This is a genomic window from Lentzea sp. NPDC036949, from assembly GCF_055608075.1.
Genome location: NZ_JBVJRA010000009.1, coordinates 192,516 through 213,744 on the forward strand (window position 1 = coordinate 192,516; position 21,229 = coordinate 213,744).

4 protein-coding genes are annotated in these 21,229 nt (G+C 71.0%); 3 read left to right on the forward strand and 1 reads right to left on the reverse strand.

Going from position 1 to position 21,229, the window contains the following annotated elements; all coding sequences use genetic code 11:
* Nucleotides 1–38 precede the first annotated feature (38 nt).
* The 3 genes from ACZ7CD_RS25590 (at nucleotide 39) to ACZ7CD_RS25600 (ending at nucleotide 20,217) form a co-directional block, all read left to right on the forward strand.
* Entirely contained in the window at nucleotides 39–1,832 is a 1,794-nt protein-coding gene (locus tag ACZ7CD_RS25590; RefSeq protein ID WP_470379821.1) for a WXG100 family type VII secretion target, read from the forward strand.
* A 186-nt stretch (nucleotides 1,833–2,018) separates the two neighbouring features.
* Nucleotides 2,019–19,349, forward strand: coding sequence for a hypothetical protein (locus ACZ7CD_RS25595; protein WP_470379822.1), 17,331 nt, complete (start codon nucleotides 2,019–2,021; stop codon nucleotides 19,347–19,349).
* 19 nt (nucleotides 19,350–19,368) lie between these two features.
* Nucleotides 19,369–20,217, forward strand: coding sequence for an XRE family transcriptional regulator (locus tag ACZ7CD_RS25600; protein WP_360384775.1), 849 nt, complete (start codon nucleotides 19,369–19,371; stop codon nucleotides 20,215–20,217).
* 85 nt (nucleotides 20,218–20,302) lie between these two features.
* Here ACZ7CD_RS25600 and ACZ7CD_RS25605 read toward each other — a convergent pair whose 3' ends face one another.
* The gene (locus ACZ7CD_RS25605) at nucleotides 20,303–20,887 is read right to left on the reverse strand and encodes a hypothetical protein (protein WP_470379900.1); all 585 of its coding nucleotides are present in this window, start codon (nucleotides 20,885–20,887) and stop codon (nucleotides 20,303–20,305) included.
* Nucleotides 20,888–21,229 lie beyond the last annotated feature (342 nt).

The following is a 21,229-nucleotide window of genomic DNA, read 5'->3' on the forward strand; positions in this document are numbered from 1 at the left end:
TGACCGCGCCGGAAACTCCACTCCCGTCTCCTCCCGGGATGAACATCACCGAGGAGAACAAGCTCAAGGGCTCGCTGTTCATCGAGGCCTACGGCAGCCTGATCGACGGCATCAGCAAGGACGCCGAGAGCGAGACCGAAAAGGCCCTGGACATCACGTTCAACGCCATCGGCGCCGCCTCCGCCACGGTGATGCTCGCGATCGACCCGCTGGGCAGCATCATCGGTGCCGGCGTCGGCTGGCTGATCGAACACGTGTCGTTCCTGCGCGACGCCCTGAACCAGCTGATGGGCAACCCGGAGGAGATCCAGGCCAACGTCGAGGCGACCAAGGCCCGTGCCGCCGAGCTGCGCGTGCTGGCCGAGGACCACAAGAGCGGTCTCGCGACGTTCGACGGCTGGACCGGTCAGTCCTCCGAGCGCTTCAAGACGTCCATGGACTCCATGTACCAGGAGCTCGACGACCTGGCCAACGCCGTCGAGACCAAGGCCAAGATCACCGCGATCATGGGCATGCTGGTCACGGTGCTGCGCGACATCGTGCGCGACCTGATCGCCCAGCTGATCGGTTCGCTGATCGGTGGCGCGATCCTCGCCGCCGCCGCGATGATCCCGACGTTCGGCGCCTCGATCCCGATCTTCATCGGCTTCGCCGTCGGCAAGGCCGTCGCGCTCGGCGTCAACATCGCCTCGCGCGTCGCCCGCGTCGTCGCCGCGCTCGCCCGTCAGATGAAGCGCATCGGCGACCTCGACGAGATCATGAAGAAGGTCAGCAAGGGCTGGGAGCGGTTCGAGAACTCCGCCGACGCCGCCGAGATCACCTACGAGGGCTACAAGGCCCAGGACGGCGTCAACGACAAGATCGACGAGGCGCTCCAGAACAAGCAGGGCGGTGGCAGCGGCACGGCTCCGGGTGCCACCACCGGTGAGACCACCACGGGCACGACCGGCACCGCCACGGCGACGCTGCAGAACTCGGTGCGCCTCGCCGACGCCGAGCCGACGCAGGCCCGCATGGCGGTGCACCAGGCAGAGCAGTTGCAGCCGACCCATGCCGTGCGGGCGATGCAGGCGGAACCGCTCCAGGCGACTCACGCCGTGCGGGCCATGCAGGCGGAGCCGTTGCAGCCGACTCACGCCGTGCGGGCCATGCAGGCGGAGCCGTTGCAGCCGTTGCAGCCGTTCCAGCACGCCGAGCCGATGCAGCCCCTGCAGCGCGTTGAGGCGATGCACGCCGTCGAGCCGATGCAGGCCGTGCACCGCACCGAGGCGGTTCAGCCGTTGCAGCCCATGCAGCGCGCCGAGGCCGTGCAGGCGCCCATGGCGTTCCAGCGCGGCGAGGCCGTCGAAGCGCCCATGGCGTTCCAGCGCGCCGAAGCGGTCCAGGCCCCGATGGCGTTCCAGCGCGCGGAGGCCGTGGAGGCTCCTGTGGCGTTCTCCCGTGGCGTCGCTTCGGACTCCACGATGGTGTCCGGCGTCAGCATGACCTCGGGCGGCTCGCTGCACGAGGCCGTGCAGCCGATGCAGGCGCGTGAGGCCTACACGAGCGCGGACACGCAGTCCGAGCCGTTGCAGCAGACCACGGCCTATGAACCGCTCGCGCGCACGCAGGTGTCGCACGCGTACGACGGTCTCGAACCGTCGCAGCCGCGTGAGGCCTACTACGCCACGGGCATCGAGGCCGAGTCCGCCGTCTACGAGAACGTCAACCCGCTCGTGGCGAACGAGCCGTTGCGCGCGGTCGCCGCCTTCGAGGTGGACGCTCAGGCCAGCGGTGCGGCGGCGGAGCCGGTGCAGCCGACGTTCCAGCGTTCCGTCCGGCCGACCGAGTAAGTCCAGCCAACAGCCGGGATCCGAGGTCCCGCCTTGTTCTGACGCAGTACTGGAGAAGCACCGCCCATGGCCAAGGGGAACGTCAATCCCAACCCGTCGCCGAACCCGGGAGCGAACCCACCCCCCTCGGCGCCACCGGCCGGCACCGGTACGGGTGGTGGTCCCACCGGCAACAGCGGTTACTCCATGAGCGACTCCTCGATGCAGGGGTTGCAGAACAAGGCAGGCGACCTCGGGTCCCGCCTGGCGAGCATCTCGAGCGGCCTGCGCGGCCTGAGCTTCAGCGGCAACGCGCTCGGCCCCATCGGCCTGTTCGCGGTGCCCGCGCTCAACGCGTCCAACGACAACGCGGTCGCGCAGGCGGACAGGGGCGCCAAGGCGTTCACCGACGTCCAGTCCGGCCTGAAGGCCACGCACCAGACGTCGACCACGACGGACACCAACCAGAGCTCCAACCTCCGCTCGATCGACACGAGCACCAACGCGAAGCCGCCGGCCGGCACGACCGCGCCGCCGCCCTCCGGTCCGAGCACGTCGGGTGGCAAGGTCAGCGACCCGGGGTCGGTCAAGGGAGGCGGCAGCTCCACGCCGGGCCCGAACGGGCAGAGCGGCCCGAAGGTGTCCGGTCCCGGCACGGTCAAGGGCGGTGGCGTCAACCCCAGTTCCACCCCCGGCCCGCAGGGCGGCGGCAAGGTCACCCCCACCCAGGGTCCCAAGGGGGGCGCGAACTTCACGCCCACCCTCGGCTCGGCACCGGGTGGTGGCAAGGTCGGCGACGTCCAGGGTCCCAAGGGCGGCGGCGCCAACCCCGGCTCCACCCCCAACTCGCAGGGCGGCGGCGGCAAGGTCTCCCCCACCCAGGCCCCCAAGGGCGGCGCGAACTTCACGCCCACCCCCGGCTCGGCACCGGGCGGCGGCAAGGTCGGCGACGTCCAGGGTCCCAAGGGCGGTGCCGGCTTCACGCCGACCGCCGGCGCCACTCCGGCGGGTGGCAGCAAGGTCAGCCCCACCCAGGGCCCCAAGGGCGGCGGCGCGGGTTTCACGCCCAGCGTCGGCCCCACGCCGGCCGGCGGCGGCAAGGTCAGCCCCACGCAAGGCCCCAAGGGCGGCGCGAACTTCACGCCGAGCCTCGGCAAGTCGCCGGGCGGTCCCGCGGCCGGTGCGCCGCCGGTCGTCGGTGGCACGCCCGGTGCTCCCGGCGCCTCCGGTTCGAAGGGCGGCGGGTCCGGCGTCAAGAGCCCTGCGGCCTTCACGCCCTCCGCTCCCGGCAGCGCCGGCGGCAAGGGCGGTGCGACGCCTGGCGCGACCCCCGGCTCCACTCCCGGCGGCAGCGGGACCAAGGGTGGCTCCACGCCCGGCGGCTCCACCCCCGGCGGCGGCGCGAAGACCCCCGCGGCGTTCACGCCGTCCGCGCCCGGCTACAAGGACCCCGGTGGCGCGGCGGGCACCAAGCCGTCCACGGGCGTTCCCGGCTCGCAGGGCGCGGTGACGTCACCTCCGCGCGGCGGCGCGACGCCTCCCCCGATGGCGCCCGGCATGGCCCCGCCGGCGGGTGGCGCGATGCCGGGTGCGACCGGCGGCGAGCGCGGTGGCAGCAAGGTTCCGATCAGCGGTCAGAAGGGCGTGTTCGACGCGCCCAAGCCCTCCACGCCCGACAACACCATCACCAAGGCACCGGGAACGTCACCCTCGACCCCGCCGCCGGCGCCGAAGCCCAACGCCAACATCCCGCTGACGCCCGGTTCGACGCCCGGCTCCACCCCTGGAGGTTCGACTCCGGGCGGAGCGAACCCCGGTGGCAGCGCGAACCCCGGTGGCGGCGCCAAGGCTCCCGCGGCGTTCACGCCGTCCGCGCCCGGCTACAAGGACCCCGGCAACACCCCCGGCTCGCAGAGCGCCGTCAGCACCCCACCGCAGAGCACGGGTTCGCGTGGCGGCACGGCTCCGAGCGTGACGTCTCCCGCTGCGGGCGCACCCCCCGTGGCCCCGCCGATGGCACCAGGCGGAACCCCCGGCGCGACCGGCGGTGAACGCGGCGGCAGCAAGGTTCCGATCAGCGGTTCGAAGGGCGTGTTCGACGCGCCCAAGGCCCCCACGCCCGACAACACCATCACCAAGGCACCGGGAACGTCGCCCTCGACGCCGCCTCCGGCACCGAAGCCGACGCCGACGACCCCGCCTCCCTCCAGCACGCCGTCCGCTTCCCCGGCGGCGAACCCGAACACCGCGCCGCCCGCCCAGTCCCGGCCGGGCACGCCGCCCGTGTCGTCCCCGCCGGCGTCGCCCGCGCCCAACACCAACGCGCCGTCGCCGCGCCCGGACGCCACCCCGGCCGCACAGCCGCCGCGTTCCGACGCACCGCCCGCGCAGACCCGTCCGGCACCACCGACCAGCGCACCGCCGGTCAACACCCCGCCGGTCAACACCCCGCCGGCTGCGACCACGCCGAAGCCCGAGACCAGCGCTCCGACGACCACGCCGCCACCCGCACAGACGCGACCGGCTCCCCCGCCTCCCACCGGCGTGACTCCAACTCCTGCCGCGGCCGTGACCCCGACCCCGAATCCCGCCACCGACTCCGGACGCGGCAGGCCCGAGGACGCGCAGCCCCGTCGTGCACCGGTCAACTTCAGCCGCCCGACGCCGCAGAACCCGGAGGCGGGTCCCGCGGGACAACAGGTCCCGGCGCCGATCAACTTCAGCCGCCCCACGAGGCAAAACCCGCAGACGGGTCCCGTGGAGCAGCAGACGGCGGCTCCCATCAACTTCAGCCGCCCGACGAGGCACAACCCGCAGATGGGCCCTGCACAGCCGCAGACGCCGGCTCCCATCAACTTCAGCCGCCCCACGAGGCACAACCCGCAGATGGGCTCCGCAGACCCGCAGGCGTTGGCCGACTACGGGGACATAGTGATCGGCTACGACCACGACATCGCCGTGGCGGAGGGCATCGCCGGCCCGGACCACGACGCGATGGTGGACCACCTCGCCAACCGCGAATCGGCCTACGACCTGCTCGACTCGATCATCGACGACTACACCGGCCCGGTGACGACGCGGGACTACGAGTTCGCCAGTGACGGCGTCGAGCCGCAGTTCGTCTGGCAGGGCACGAAGGTGGTGCTGGAACCGCGTCCGGGTCAGTTCCCGTCCGTGGTGCCGGTGGTGGAGACGGGCGTGGCGGCGAAGCCGGAGATGATGTTCTCCTCGGACAACAGCCTCGCTCTGCCGCTTGCTCGTGGCGGCAACCAGTTCAGGGAGTTCTACGCGACACCGGAGGTGATCGCGGACGCTCAGGCGCGGTTGAAGGAGGTGGGCAGCAAGCTCGAACTGAAGGTGGCACCCGGCAACACGGTGCGTCATGGGGACACAACGCTGCTCATGGTCAAGCCGCACTTCGCGAGCAGGCCGCCCGGAGTGTGCAGCGAGTTCTCCCAAGGCATCATCGGTGGCACGCACAGCCAGGCGGTCATGCGGCCACCGGATGGTGCGCCGGTCGTCGCCAAGGTCGGCAACGGCGGTCCGCTGCAGTTCAACGGAATGCACGAGATGGCCTTCGCGCTCGCCCACGCGGCGAGGCAACCCTCGTCACCGTCCACCACGCTCACCCCGCAGCAGGTGGCCGACGCCATGGTCGCCCCCTCGACGAACCCACCGCCGGTGGGTGCTCAGTACGGCTCCGCGCTGATGCCGGGCACCGAGCAGCGGGCCAAGCTCGACGAGGCGGCCGAACAGCTGGGTGTCAACCAGTTCGCCTGGGCCAAGCCGGGCGAGGCGTACATGATCCAGTCGATCGCGGCCCCCGATCCGGCTGGCGCCAACTACGGTCTGAACTACACCCGCACGGGTGACGGGCAGCAACTTCCGCAGGTGTGGGGCTACCACCTCGGTTCGGTCGTGGTGAACAGCGCCGCGGACGACATGCAGATCAGCGTCGAAACCGTTCGGCAGGGCGGTTACCGCAAGGAGCTGCTGAACCAGGCGATCGGTGAGAACCTGCGCAGGCACCAACACGAACTTCCCGGTATCGAGGCGGAACTTCGCAAGCAGCCACCGGGGACGGTGGACGCGGAGCTCATGCTCGTCGAGGCGCTCACGAAGATCCAGGACAGCCGTGCGGCCCTCGCCGACCCCTCGGTCCAGGGCGGCGATCGCCAGAGCGCGGAGACCACGCTGAACCAGGCCACGTTCCAGGCGCGGCTGGCGATCAACAAGATCGCGGGACCTCAGCTGCCGCAGCCGGGTGAGATGTGGTTCTTCAACGACTACAGCAAGCAGCCCGGCCAGTCGTTCTTCGACAAGTGGGGCCACGTCGACGATCCGGACGTGCAGATGCAGCTGGCGAACCCGCTGGTGGCCGTCGCGACATCGCACCAGATCACGACGAGCTACCAGGTGCCGATGGGCGACGCCAAGAACCTGGACGCGGAGCAGGTCGCGGCCGGCGCGCAGAAGCTGCCCGGGAACGCGAACAGCATGCTGACCGGTCTGGCACAGCAGACGGTCGAAGCGGCGCTGTGGCGGCATCGCAACGGAATGCCCCTGCCTGAGATCCAGTTGCACGGCTACAGCAACAACCTCCTCAACAGCGACGCGGCAAGTCAGCAACGCGCTGATGTGGCCGCCGCGTGGACCAGGTCCGAGGTCGCGCGTCTGCTGGACGAGCTGCAACGCGACGTGCCGCCCGAGCGGCGGCTGGACGCCGGGCAGATCCGCGTCGATCCGATCTCGCACGGTCGCGAGGTCCCTCCGGACTCGAAGAACCCCAAAACCGATCGCCGCAACGTCCGCGCGGAAGTGGTCATCCCGGACACCACGACTGCCGATCGACAGTCGGCCCCCCGCGACGTCCCCGTTGCCGACGCCACGAACACCGCGGCGGACATCAGGGAGAAACCGCTGCCCCCGCTGCCCGCGGAGGCGTTCGCGGCGGAGAGCAGCCGTGGCGGTGCGGACACGAACGCACTCAGGCCTGCTCCGGCCAACACCGGAGTCCCGGGGCAGGGCCGCGACGGCGGTGTGCCGCCGGTCCCGTCCACGTCATCCGCCGGCACGGCCACGAACACCACAGCGGACGGCAGTGGGAAGTCCGTGCCCACGCCGCCTCCGCTGCCCGCGAAGCCGTCCGCGGCGGAGAGCAGTCAGGGCGGTGCGGGGACGAACACGCCCGGTGCTGCTCCGGAGACTTCCACGGAGCCGAAGAAGGTCCGCGGCGGTGGCGCGCCGCCGCGGATGACGCCGCCCACCCCGGAGTCGCACCAGGGCAAGGACGTGCTGTCCGACGAGTCATGGCGGCACGACCCCGCCCGGACCGCGGAGTGGTCCGAACCGGACAGCCCGGCCGACCGCAGCACGTGGGCCGATCGCCGCAACGACACCGACGTCCGCACCGTCGACCTCGACGTCCGCGACGTGCGCACCGACAGCACGCCGTCGAAGATCGAGGCCTACAAGGGCCTGATCAACTACGACCTGCGCCGCATCGAGACCAGCCCCGGCAAGTTCGTGCAGGAATACACCGTCAAGGTCCACCTCGAACCAACCGGCAAGACCACCGCCGAACAGCTCGCGCAGATCAGGGACAACGCCACCAACGGCGTCAACAACCTGCTCAACCAGGGTTTCCGGCTGCCCAGCGGCGACCAGTTCCACGTCAACCTGGAGTTCACCGACAACAAGGCCGACGCCCACACCACCGTCCAGGTCGACCCGAACGACCCGAAGGTCAACCAGGACCACTGGAACCCCGACACCAGTCCCGAGGTCCTGGCCCACGAAACCCTGCACTACCTCGGCATCCCGGACGAGTACAAGGACACGACCCGGGTCCTGCAGCAGCACGAGACGAACTCCGGCGTGCACGAGAACGACGGCGGCCTCATGGGCTCCGCCGTCCACCTGCCCGACCCCGGCATCCTGCCCCGTCACCTCTGGCTGATCGAACGCACCGCGAACAGCCAGGTCATGGTCCCGGACACGAGGCTGGAACCGCCCGGTCCCGCCACCGTGCCGCCGCCCGCGGGCTGGACGCCCAAGCCACCGTCGAGCGACGGCCCGGTGTCCACGCCCGGCACCGACGGCACCGTCGACACCAAGACGGACTCGGATTCGAGCCTCGACACCGACCTCGACCTCGAAACCAGGCCGGCGACCATGCCCGGCCGGTTCTTCGACTCGGACAGCGACGTCGACGTCGCTGTCGACGCCGCCGCCGCCCGTCCGAACCAGACGCACCTGCCGAACCTGGACCGCGTCGGTCTGGTCGAGTCGGTGCTGCGCAGTGCGGCGTTCCAGAACGCGCCGGTCCCGAACGCCTCGCCGCTGGTCGGTTCCACCGACGTCAAGTCCACTGTGGACACAGTGCTCGGCGATGTCCGGCAGAACCCGCGCAACCACAACCACTCCGGTCTGACCCCGCCCGCTCTGGCGAAGTGGGTGGCGAACCAGGTCAGCCAGGAGACCCTGGCGAAGTTCCACCCCGACCTGGAGCCGAACCTCCCCGGCCTCACCTCCGACGCCAAGGCCGACCAGTGGCGGGCGAACCTCGCCGACGACCTGGCGAACGGGTCGTCGAGGCGCTGGGACGTCGTGAACGCCGGTCCCAAGGCCGCCGGCACGAACCCCGGCGACGTCGAGGTGATCAACCACCTGACCCAGCAGCTGAAAGCGAACGGCGCGTTGCCGTCGCCCGCCGACCTGGTGGACAAGGCGCTGCAGACGCCGTCGTGGGCCGACTCCCACGTCGGCTCCCACCTGCCGGCGTCGATCGCGCAGGCGTTGGACGTGCAGCTCGTCGTCGACAACAACGGCGTGCAGACCGTGCACGGCCCGGGCGGCGCGACGCAGGTGCAGATCAGCTCGCAGAACGGCACCTTCGGTGCGCTCGGTGCCCCGTCGGCCCAGGAGGTCCGCGCCGGCATGGAGGCGTGGCTCGCGGGCAAGTCCTCGGCGGAGGTCAACCAGACCATCGCCGATCTCTACAAGGGCCGCCAGGACGAGGGTCTCTACAAGGCCGCGCAGACGGTCCAGCTCGTCAAGCGCGCGGCCGCGCACCCCGGTGGCCCGCAGGCGTTCGTGAACGCCCTGCGGGAACGGGCCTCGACCCTCGAGAACCGCATCGCGGAGGTGAAGTCCCAGGCACCCCGCCGGCCCAGCCTGTGGAAGACGCCGCAGCACACCGCACAGCTGGCGCAGATCGACGCGCAGGTCAAAACCCTCACCGACCTCCTCGACAGCACCAACAGCCAGATCGAGACCATTGCCGCGCAGGGGCCCGCGCTGGGCACCACGCACCTCATCGACAAGTTCGTCGCGGGACCGAACGCGGACAAGCTCGAACACGTCCCCGCTGACGTGCTCCCCCGGCTCGACAACCAGCTGACCGCGCAGATCACGGCGGCCGAGAACGCCGGGTTCGACGCCTCGGACCTGAAGGTGTTGCAGGAGCGGGTGCGCAACGAGGCGGACGTGCGCATCGTGATCAACCACGCCTCCACGCGTGGCCTGGACGGCCTGAGCGCCCAGTTGGAGGACGCCAAGGAGGCGTTGCAGAACTACCGCGACGGCAAGTCGTCGACCACGGGTGTCCAGGGCTTCCTGAACCAGATGCTCGGGCACGAGGTCGACACCTCCGTCGACTTCGACCAGAAGATCGCCCAAGCCGAAGCCCTGGTGCAGCAGGCAGAGCGCAACCTGGCGTTCACGAATGATCCCGACTACGGCAACCGCTTCGAGAAGGCCGCGGAGAAGTACGCGCAGCTGCAGGCGACGATGCAGCGGTTGGAGCGGTTCAACGCCGAGCTCGATGCGCGTGCGGAACGCCTGCGCGATCTCGGGGTCAGGACTCGCGAGTTCCAAGTACGCCAGCTCGCCCGCGCTCTCGAAGAGCAACGCACGCAGCGGGACACCGCAAGCATTCACAGCGCTCCCGGTTTCGACACGCAGTCGGATGTCGACGCGCGGTCCGACGCCGATGCGCAGTCCGACGTGGACGCGCGGCCGGACAACCGCGTGCTGACCCCGCGGCACGAGCACGCGGCGTTCCGGGCCTCGCTGTACGGGAAGTCGCAGGCCGAGCTCGCCGATCTGGCCGCGCAGCACAGCACCCACCCGGACCGCTCGTTCGAGATCGAGCAGATGTCCCGCTACCAGGAGATCGCCCACAAGGAAGGCGGCCTCCAGCAGCACCTGCGGGACCTGCAGAGCGAGATCCGCCAGACCCGCGAGGAGGCCCGTGACCTCAAGCGGACCACCGACGCCCTGCCGGACGTGTTCAAGTCCGAGCTGATGCGCACGGACCAGGCGCAGCGGCAGGCGGAGCAGCAGCGGCTCACCGACCATGCGCGCCAGCTCGACCAGGAGCTCATGCGGCTGCAGTACGACCGCACCGACGCGCTGACCACCTACGCGCTCAACCTGCCCGCCGACACGACGGCACCCGAGTGGCAGGCGGTGACACCGGCCGACGCCGAGATCATCGAGAACCGCGTCACCGACCTGATCCGTGACGCGCGCATCGGCGGTCTCCCGACCCCGGAGCTCGACCGCCTGTACGACCAGATCCGGGAAATCCGGATGATGGAGACGCCGTCGCCGTCCCGGCCCGACACGCCGGTGCCGTCCCGGCCCGACACGCCGACGGCCGAGGTGGACGACTCGGCGTCCGTCCGATCGGACGACTCCTCGTCAGCTGGTTCGGACACCGACGCGCGGGACAGCGACACCGCCCCGCCGGTCGAGGCCCGGCAGGAGCAGGCCGCCCCCGCGGCCGAGCCGCGGCCGTTCATGCAGGACCCGTCGGCACGGTCCGCGGCCCCGGACATGGACCTCGTCGTGCCCGGTGGCTTCGGCCCCGTCCACGAGGGCACGCCGCAGCGGTCGTTCGAGGCGTCGCTGTACGGCCTGGACACCGCGGCGCTGCGGGACCTGCAGCAGACGTACGGCCGTGACGCCGCGCGCTCGGCGGCGATCGAGCACATGATCGAGGTGTCCCGGCAGGCGGGCCCGCCCGCGATCCACGACCAGCGCACGCAGATCGCCGAGCAGCGCCTCGACGAGATGAAGACGGCCCGCGACCGGTGGAACGCATCGGACCTGGTGCCCGACCGCCTCAAGACCCAGGCGATGCTCGACGAGCAGGCGGCCAGGCGGGCGGCAGCGGACCGCCAGGTCGAGTACTACCAGCAGCGGGTCGACCAGCTCACGAACAACCGCGACGCCGCTCTCACCACGCACGCGCTGCAGCTGCCGGCCGACGTGGACGCGCCGGCCTGGCGGCACTTCGGCGACGCCGACCTCGCGGCCGTGCGGAACCACGTCGACCAGCAGATCCGGGACGCGCAGGCGGGTGGGCACAACACCGCTCACCTCGAAGCCTTCCTCGACTTCACCACCGAGCTCCAGGAGACGCGTCAGAACGAGGACGCGGACACCCGTCCCGCGCCCGAACCGGACACCCGTCCCGCGCCGCCCAGGCCGACGCCCAACCCCGTCATCCCGATGACGACGATGGCGCCACAGCCGGTCGGCCAGCTCCCGGACACGAACCTGCCGAGCTTCTTCCAGGACAACAAGGCGCTCGGCTCGATCGTGCCGACCGACGTGCGCGGCGCGGACGCGGTGGTGCGGGAGATCAACGGGCTGAAGCCCGACGACGCCGCCCGCATCAAGAACGCGATCGAGAACGACTTCGAGACGTTCCTCGGCGACGGCCGCAACTTCCAGGTGAAGATCGGCAACGCCTGGTTCGAGGCGAACGTCCGCGCCGAGATGCACGCGGACGGGAGCAGCACCACCGACGCCGCGACCACGAAGGTCGACAAGAACTACCAGGCCGCCGCCGCGTCCACGACGACGAACAGCATCTCGACGTCCAACGACGTCGGCGGTGCGGTGACGGCCGGCGTGGCGATGGGACCGTACGGCTCGCTGGGTGGCAAGGCCGCGCTCGCGACACCCGCGGTGTCGCAGGCCACCAGCACCTCCGTCACCGAGCAGCGTGCGATCAAGGGATCGGACTCCGGGTCCAAGAAGATCACCGTGCCGGTCTCGTACGAGATCACGCTGTACGACGCGTCGGGCAACCCCACGCTGTTCTCGACGCTCAGCACCGGCCCCGACGTGACGCTGCAGGTGCCGACGGACCTCAGCACGATCGTCGACTCCGGCAAGTCCTCCGCGGCGGTCACGCCGTCCGACGCGGCGTGGGGCGTCAAGGCGGAGAACGTCGTGCCGGAAGCCGTGGTGGTCAAGGACTCCGGGAAGCTGTTCAACGACGTCGCGGAGAACCTGCACCCGTCGATCACCAAGATCGGTTCGCCGGGGCGCGAGGCGCTGCAGAACTTCCTGAGCCCGACCTCGATCCGCAACAACCTGCCCGCCATGCTCGGCGGCTTCGTCACCTCGCCGGACCTCATCAGCCCGCACGCCGGCAAGGGCGCCGCGGTGCAGATGAAGGCGACGCTCAAGGACGCGAAGCTCGTCGGCACGCACGCCGACGCGGCGCTGGACCTCAAGGACACCTTCTCCTGGGGCAGCAGCGTGTCCGCGGCCAGCAAGACCGGGTTCGACGTCACCGCAGGCTTCGGGGGCAACATCGGTGTCCCCGGCCAGGTCGGCGGCACCGTCGGCGCGACCGGCGGGTACTCCGCGCGCACCGCGGAGGGCGTCAACGCGGGGACGAGCTCCAGCCGCAAGTCCGGCATCGGGGTCAAGGCCGAGACCGGTCTGTACGAGGTCACCGCCGAGGTCGAGGTCCAGGGACCCGCGGGCAAGCCGGTGACCATGGAGGTCACGACCCACATGCGCATGGGTCTGGGCGAGGCCGGTGCGGCAGGCCTGCCGACCCCGGACGGCACCCGCAACTCCACGACCGACCCGGCGACCGCGGACACCAGGTTCCTGCCGCCCTACGTCGCTGACACGCTCGCCGCGGGCAACGCCAAGGTGGGCGAGTTCGTGCCCGCGACGCAGGTGCAGAACCAGGTCGAGACGAAGCTGCGCGAGCTGCCCGGGTTCGAGAAGTTCCTGCCGAAGTGGAACAACCCGGCCGCGAACCCCCGCTCCAGCAAGGGCCAGGGTTTCGGTGACGTGGCCGTGCAGCTCGCGAACCAGCGCAAGCTGGACGCCAGCCTGTCCCCGGCCGCGCTGAAGGCGAACATGGACAGCCTGCTCGGTCCGGGCGTCCAGGTGCAGCTGAAGAACTCCGGCAAGACGACGAACACCTACGTCAACGTCACGGTCAAGGCGAAGCTGACCAACCCGAAGCACCTCGGCAAGGCCGATGGGCACCCGGTCAGCGACTCCACGACCACCGGCCCGAAGCTCGACGCCAACACCAGCACCACCAAGGGCTGGAGCGGCGGCATCACCGGCAGGGCCAACATCCCGGTGAAGACCGGCGTCGCCTCGCTGACCCCGATGCCGCAGGCCGGTGTGTCCTACAGCCACTCGTGGACGGACAAGACCTCTGCGGGACCGGCGGTGAGCGCCACCTCGTCGAACCCCGGCAGCGCGGACGCGCAGGTGTTCCAGGGCGACGTGGAGTTCGAGGTCGAGATCACCACGTTCACGCGGCCCCGGACGTGGGTCCGCACGATCGTGCCGGGCGCGCCCGGGCAGCACGCGCCGGACGTGAAGACCGTCGCCAAGACCGGCGCCGGCCTGAGCAAGATCGACGGCAAGGTCAACCTGTGGGTGTCGGACTCCTCGACGCTGAAGGACGACCCCGGTGACGGTTTCAAGCCGGGTGATCCGAAGGCCACGCCGATCGGCAACTCCCCGACCGTCAAGGACCTGCTGAACCCGGGAGAAGCCCGGCAGAAGTCGCCGGAGTTCCTCAACGTGGAGGCGGTCGCCAACACGACGGAGCTGCGGGACCAGGCGATCGACGCGCTCAACCGCGCGGCCAAGGGCGACTCGGCGCTCACCACGCCGGGCACGGCGTCACGGGCGCAGATCGACAAGATGTTCGCCCCGGAGAACATCAAGGCGAACCTGCAGCGGCTCATCGAGACCGGTGTGCAGGAGCAGGGCCTCAAGTACGACCGCCGTGTCACCGACCGCTCCGGCGCGATCGGCATGTCGGTCAAGCTCGGTGCGGCGAAGCTGGTGTCCATCTCGGACGCCACCGGCACCGACAACTCGGTCAGCGGTGGGTACAAGGCCGGTGGGTCGTCCACGACGAGCCGGTCGGTCGACCTCGTCGCCGGCATCAACGTCCCGGTGCGTCCCAACGTCACCCCGCCGCCCGCCGGTCAGCCGTCGAACCCCAGCGGGTCCGGCGGTGTCGCGGTCACCGGCAGGTGGACGCCGTGGTCGGACAACAAGACCACGTCGAACGAGATCGGCGGCAACGTCGACCGCGGCCGGACCACACCGGACGACGCCAGGACCGTGCTGGTCCAGGTCGACGCCGAGTTCACGATCGTCGGTGAGAGCCGCGCCGAGAACTTCGTGCACGGCGGCACGCCGAACGCCGAGGGCGTGAAGGTGGACCTGCCGAAGTCCGTCTTCGTGCGGGTGTCCGAGGACGTCGCGCGGGAGATGGGCGTGCTGCCGAAGGTGGCGCCGAACGTCCCCAAGCCCGAGTTCCCGAAGATGGCGCCGCCGTCGACGGTGGCTCCGGGCGAGCCCGGCGCGCTCGGGCTGTCCAACGTGGAGAAGGTCCCCGACCTCTCCGCGGCGGTCAACGAGCTCACGACGAAGCTGTCCACGAACACCAAGAAGTTCGGCAGCGCCCCGCTGATCCCGGACTCGGTGCTCAAGGACTCGATGAGCAACCTGCAGCGCATCGTCGACCTCAACTCGCCGTCGAGCGTCAAGGCGATGATCGACAGCGCCCTGGACGGCGGCGTGCCGCTGCTGGTCCACCAGCCCGGCACGTTCGGCAAGGACTCCTACCAGGTCACGCTGCGGGCGAAGACGGGCGAGCCGAAGTTCGACCAGGTCGTCAACGACGGCGTCGACATGTCCCACAACGACGGCGGCTCCCGCAAGGACGGCGACGGCGAGGGCCGCGGCACCGGCTGGGGCCTCGGCCTGCGGGCGCCCGGCCTCGCCGCGCCGGGGAGCGCGAACCCGAACGTCTCCGGCACCGCGGGTCTCAGCGCGATCGCGAACGTCGGCTCCGCCGAGAGCACGTCGGTGACGACCTCGACCAGCACGGCGTTCGGTCACAACCGCACGGCGAGCGGTCCGGCGGCGCGCTACACCGTGCCGGTCGAGTTCGAGCTCGTCGTGGAGAAGGGCGCCAAGGAGGTCGCGAAGGTCCACAGCGCCGAGCAGGACATGGTCGTCCGCACGCACGCGGACAACCAGAAGGTCTCGGCGCCGACGACCGGTCGCGGCGCCCCGCAGCCCTACATGTCGGCGGCGAGCAGGCGTGGCAGCGAGTTCGGCACGCCGGACGCGACCTACGCGTTCCAGCAGGACAGCCGGGCCACCCAGCTGCCGGCGACCGCGTCGGTGGAGAACCTGCGCGGCGCGGGCGACCTGCGCGACGCCGCCGTGAAGGCGATGACGGAGGCCGGCGCGGGCAAGGGCCTCACCGGCAAGGGCACGGGCTCGCTCAACAGCCTGCTCTCGACCCTCAGCCCGGAGAACCTGCAGCCGCACCTGCCCGCGATGCTGTCCGGACCGCTCGACGTGCCCGGCCTCAAGGAGGCGGCGCTGACGTTCGGCCAGGACGCCGACGTCAAGGTCTACGCGAAGCTCGTGAACCCGCAGCTGGGCTCGCTCAGCGACGGCGTCAAGATCGAGACCCCGCTGATCACCAAGACGACCGACGTCTCCAGCGAGGCCAAGGTCGCCGACTCCTCTGACGTGGCCGTGGGCCTCGCCCAGGGCAGCGCGGCGGTCAAGCAGGGCGACCCCGCGGACACCGTCAACGTCGGCTCCGGTGGCGTCGAGCTGAGGCACGCGAACGAGGAGTCGTCCGCGGTCTCCGGCGGCCCGGCGCAGGCGCAGGGCGGCGGTGTGAAGCCCAAGGACCCGTCGCGCACCGGTCTCGTGCAGTTCGACGTCGAGTACCGCGTCGTCGCGACGGTCGGCGGCAAGACCGGCGTCGTCGACCTGACGGTGCCCGGCTCGGCCGGCGTGCGCATGCCCGCCACCGAGGTCGAGTCGATGCTGAACCAGAACTTCAGCGACTCGCTGAAGGACGCCCAGACCGAGGTCAAGAAGACGGCCGACGACTGGCGCGAGGCGGAGAAGAAGGTCGACGAGGCCCGGCACGAGGCCCAGGAGGTCATCAACTCCGCGGCCGCGGTGCTGGCGAGGACCGACCAGCCGCTGGGTGACGCCGCGACGAAGCTGAACACGGCGATCGAGAACCACGTCAACGCCGAGGCCGAGCTCCGGACGCGGCAGACGGCGTTCGACACCGCCGTGGCGGACGTCGCGCAGACCCGCGCGGCGATCCAGGACCTGACGCCGCAGATCTCGTCGCTCAGCCAGGACGCGCTCACGACCAAGGACGCCCTGGACGACGCCCAGATCAGCGGAGCGCCGAAGGCCGAGCTGGACCGGCTGGGCCAGGAGGCCGACGCGGCGCACACCGCGTTGACCGACGCCCAGCAGCAGCTCACCGACGCCCACGCGCAGCTCGACGTGCAACGCAAGGCCGCCGTCGACGCCCGTGCGGAGCTCCAGGCGCAGCAGAAGGCCGTCGCCGACGCCGAAACCGCCCGCACCACCGCCGAGGAAGCCCACAAGGCGCTCTCGGCCGAGCGCACCGCGGCCGAGAACAAGATCAAGGAAGCGGAGACCAAGCTCGACGACGCCCGCAGGGCCGCGGACGCGGAGCAGAAGAAGTGGTGGGACGCGAAGGCGGAGGCGGACCGCCAGGTCGACCTCTACAACTCGACCCCGCCACCCGCGCCGCCCGCACCGTCGGCGCCGCCCGCACCGTCGGGCCCGTCCGCCCCGCCGGCCCCGTCCGCGTCACCTGGCGACGCGAGCACGAGCACGCCTCCCGGCAACGCGACCACGGGCACGCCTGGCCGCGACACGACCACGGACACGCCTCCCGGCAACGCGACTACGAACACACCTGCCCGCGACACGACCACGAACACGCCTCCCACCGGCGCGGCCACCAATACCCCACCCGCCGACGTCACCAACACCGCGGCGGGTGCGAGCCAGAAGCCGCTGCCCACGCCGCCTTCGCCGCCCGCGGAGTCGTCTGCGGGCAGCGGGGGCAGTCGCAGCCGTGCGGAGACGGGCACACCCAGTCCTCAGGTCGCCGCACCGGCCACCCGCAGCAACGCCGAGGCGTCACTTCCGCGACAGACCACGGTGGTCACGGGCCCCGCGGATGTCCAGCCCACGACGCCGAGCCCCACCGTGCACCCGACGACCGCTTCCGCCGAGGCCGAGGTCGAGGTCGAGGCTGAGCCGCAGGCCGTGCTGAGCAACGAGTCCGAGGCTGCGACCACGGACCCCAGGACGAACGAGGCACCACCAGCCACGTCGACTCCTGACACCACCGACAACCCGCACGCCGGCCCAAGCGAACCGCGACGCGAGACCACCGAACCCGGCGCGGCAACGACCGCTTCCGCCGAGGCCGAGGTCGAGGTCGAGGTCGAGGTCGAGGTCGAAGCTGAGCCGCAGACCGTGCTCCACAACGAGCCCGAAGCCGCGACCACGGACCCCAAGACGAACGAGGCACCACCAGCCACGTCGACTCCTGACACCACCGACAACCCGCACGCCGGCCCAAGCGAACCGCCACGCGAGACCACCGAACCCGGCGTGGCGACGACACCGGAGCAAAAACCCGAGGCCGAGATCGAGGCCGAGCCGCAAACCGTGCCCGACAACCCGCACGCCGGCCCATCCGAACCACCACGCAAGACCACCGAACCCGGCGCGACAACGACGCCGGAGCAGGAAGCCGGCGCCGCGGCGGTCAGCAGCGCGCTCACCGGCCCCCCGGCGGACCAGGACGCAACCGGGTCCAGCCGTGCCGGTGGTGCGGGCGAGCGGACGACCCCGGGTCAGCCGGTCGAGCCGCAGCTGCCGGAACCGGACCTCGGCAAGCCGTTCGTCGAGGACCTCTTCGACGAGATCGACGCCAAGACGTCCGCCGCGCCGCGTCCCGCGCAACCGCGGGACTCCGTGCAGTGGCGGGTTCCGGACGACGCCGCGCCGCTCACCCCTGACCGGCTCGAAGGGGAGTTCGGCATCCCCAAGCGCAACCAGGAGCGGTTCCAGAACTTCGTCGACCGCTTCAACATCGTGCTGGACGTCCGTCCCACGAACCCGGACTCCGTTCGCTGGCTCCACGACGGCGCGATGCCGAAGCCCAAGGACATCAAGGCGAAGACCATCAACCAGGCCGACGTGCTGCTCGGTGCCGACGCGGAGCACGTCGGGCTCGTCGGGTTCTTCCAGCCGGACCCGGACCCGGACCTCTCCGGCGTCGACCCGGCGATGCGGGACAAGGTCGCCAAGCGCTTCCACGAGCGCACCGCCGAGTTCGCCGAGCTGATCGGCACGATGGAGCAGTACGAGCAGGAGGGCAAGTTCAAGGTCATCGACGGTGTCGTCCACGGGTCGAACTCGCGGGGCGACCTCATCTGGGTGACCGGTGACGCCGACATGTACGGCATGTACGACCCGGAGGGCAACCGGCTCGGCGAGGAGGACTACGAGAGCATGGTCTTCCTGCTGGTCAACCGCAACGTGGGGGTCCAGCACGGAGCACACCTGTACTGGGACCCGGCCACCGACTTCGACCGGAAGATCTTCGACACGATCGTCAACAGGCACGTGACCGAGGAACCGCTGGTCCGGTTCAGCCCTGGCCGGTCGGCGTCCCTGGTGCTCGCCGACCCGGTGCCACCGCGCGTCGACCCGGTGCCACCGCTCGCCGACCCCGTGCCACCGCTCGCCGACCCGGTGCCACCGCTCGCCGACGCCGACGGCCAGGTCGCGCCGACCGGTTCCGGAGGACCCGAACAGCCCGAGGTGGCGGAGGCCGCCCCGTCGAGCCGGCTCAGCGAGTACGAGGAACACGTCAGCAGCACGCGGCGGCACCTGCGGCACCTGGCGTTCGACGTGCTCAACCGGCCCGCTCCCCCGCCCGTCACCTCGGACGGCCTGTACGCGGCGGTCGCGGAGGTGGTGCGCCAGGACCCGGCAGCCCTGCGCGCGCAGGTGCTGAACCAGGCCGCCACCACCGCGGCGGTGAGCCGGGCGGTCGCGGACTTCACCTCGTTCAGGCCGGCTCACACCGGACACCTGACCGGTGCGCTCGTCGAGAACGCCAACTGGGCGCTGCACCCCGACGCGAACGAGAACACCGGCGCGGGGAACGCGCGCGACCTGCTCGGCCACCTGATCGCCACCCGGCTGGGCACGACCTTGATGATCCACCAGGGCACGGGCACCGCACCGCTGGTGCTGGCACCGATGGGCGAGCACACCGGAGCTCCCGTCGAGGTCGACGTGGTGGTGGTCGACGGCCGCGTGACCTACCGGCCTCACCAGCCACTTCAGCCGGGCAGGTGAGTGCGTTAGCGTGACCGGCGTGGACGAGTTCGCGCAGGCTCTCCGGACGGCGATCACGAATCGCGGTCTCGGTCTGGAGCGCCTGCGCGAGCACCTCTCGCACAACGGCGTCTCCGTCTCGATGGCGACGCTGAGCTGCTGGCAGACCGGTCGCAGGCGGCCAGAGCGGCAGAAGTCGCTGCAGGCCGTCGTCCACCTCGAGCACATCCTGCGGGTGCCTCCCGGCCACCTGTCGGAGCTGCTCGACCCCCCGCGCTCACGCGGCCGCTGGCTGCGCGGGGCGCCGGCGCCGGTGTCGGCGTTCTGGCCGGTCCCCGCGCCCGTCGAGCACGCCCTGCACGACCTGGACACGCAGTGGGACGACCAGCTCCTGCGCGTGAGCCAGCAGGACTTCGTGACGATCGGAGCGGACCGCACCGAACGGGTCTTCCGCTCCCGGCAGGTGCTGTCGGCGTTGATGAACGGGCCCGACCGGTGGGTCGTGATCCTGCACGCCGACGACCGCGACCGCCCGCCGCCGCTGGTCAAGGCCCTGAAGAACTGCACGGTCGGACGGGTCGTCCAGGAGCCGGCCGAGGGGTTGCTGGTCGCGGAGCTGCTGTTCGAACGGCCGCTGCGCAAGGGTGAGAGCGTCGTGGTCGAGCACGAGATCGTGAACCAGGCGCCCTGTCCTCCCGCGACGAGCTACGAGCGCAAGTTCCGCCTGCCGACGCGGGAGTACGTGCTCGAGGTGACGTTCGAGGGTGCCCCTCCCGCCTCCGCCGTCCAGCTCGCGGACGGGTCCGAGGTGGCTCCCGGGCGCACGTTGCTGGACGTGGCTTTGAACGTGCGGCCCGGTGTGCGCGGGTTCAGCTGGTCGTGGTCCTAGCGCGACATCGCCGAACGCGCGGAACGGCTGTTCCCCCGTGCCTCGGGAGAACAGCCGTCCTGCGGCAACCGTCCGGTGTGGACTCTCAGCCGATCTTCTCGATCAGTGCCCTGCGGATCAGGAACTTGCCGGGCTCCCGCACCTGTTCGAAGGCGGCGTTGTTCAGCAGCGCGCAGCTGCCGGACACCGACGCGACCTTCACGGTGGTGGACTTGTCGTTGTCCAGGTTCGTCACCTTGAGCGTGGTGCCGATCGGGAACTCACCGCTGGACGCGGCGGGCGCGCCGCCCTCGCCGGACAGCGTGACGGTCGAGCCGGCGCAGACCTGCTGCCCGGACGCGCCACCGTTGCCCTGACCGGTGCCGGGCTGCTGGGGAGCGGGCTGCTGGGGAGCAGGCTGGGCCTGGTCGGCGTTGCCCGCGCCACCGTCACCCGCGCAGCCCGCCGCCTTGCGCCGCTGCTGGATGAGGTCGACCACGGCCTGCCGGTTCGCGATGCGCGCCTGGGACTGCGCGTCCGGGTTCGCCTTCTGGCCCGCGATGAAGCTCAGGTTGTTCTGCAACGCCTTGTCGAGCCCGCCGCAGTCCTCACCGGACGTGGCCGCCTGGCCCTTTTCCGGTTGCGCCTGGACGTTGCCACCACAACCGGCGGCAGCACGTCGCTGGTTGATGAGGTTCACGACCGCCTGGCGGTTCGCGATGCGGGCGTCCGACTGGGCGTCGGGGTTCGCCTGCTGACCGGCGATGAAGGTGAGGTTGTTCCGCAGCGCCTGGTCCAGTCCGCCGCAGTCCTCGGCCGCGTTCGAGTTGGTGCCGCCGAAGGCGAAGATGCCACCGGCGACAGCGGCGACCGCGAGCACAGCGCCCGCGCCGATCATGGCGGGCTTGCGGTGTCGAGCGCCCATCCTGTGTCTCCTCGGGGTGGATCGGTGTTGTACCGATGACTACGGGGAGATCACGGAGCGGGTTCAGAATTCGGTTGCGGGCAAAGGGTTTTAAATCGGTTTAAGGTC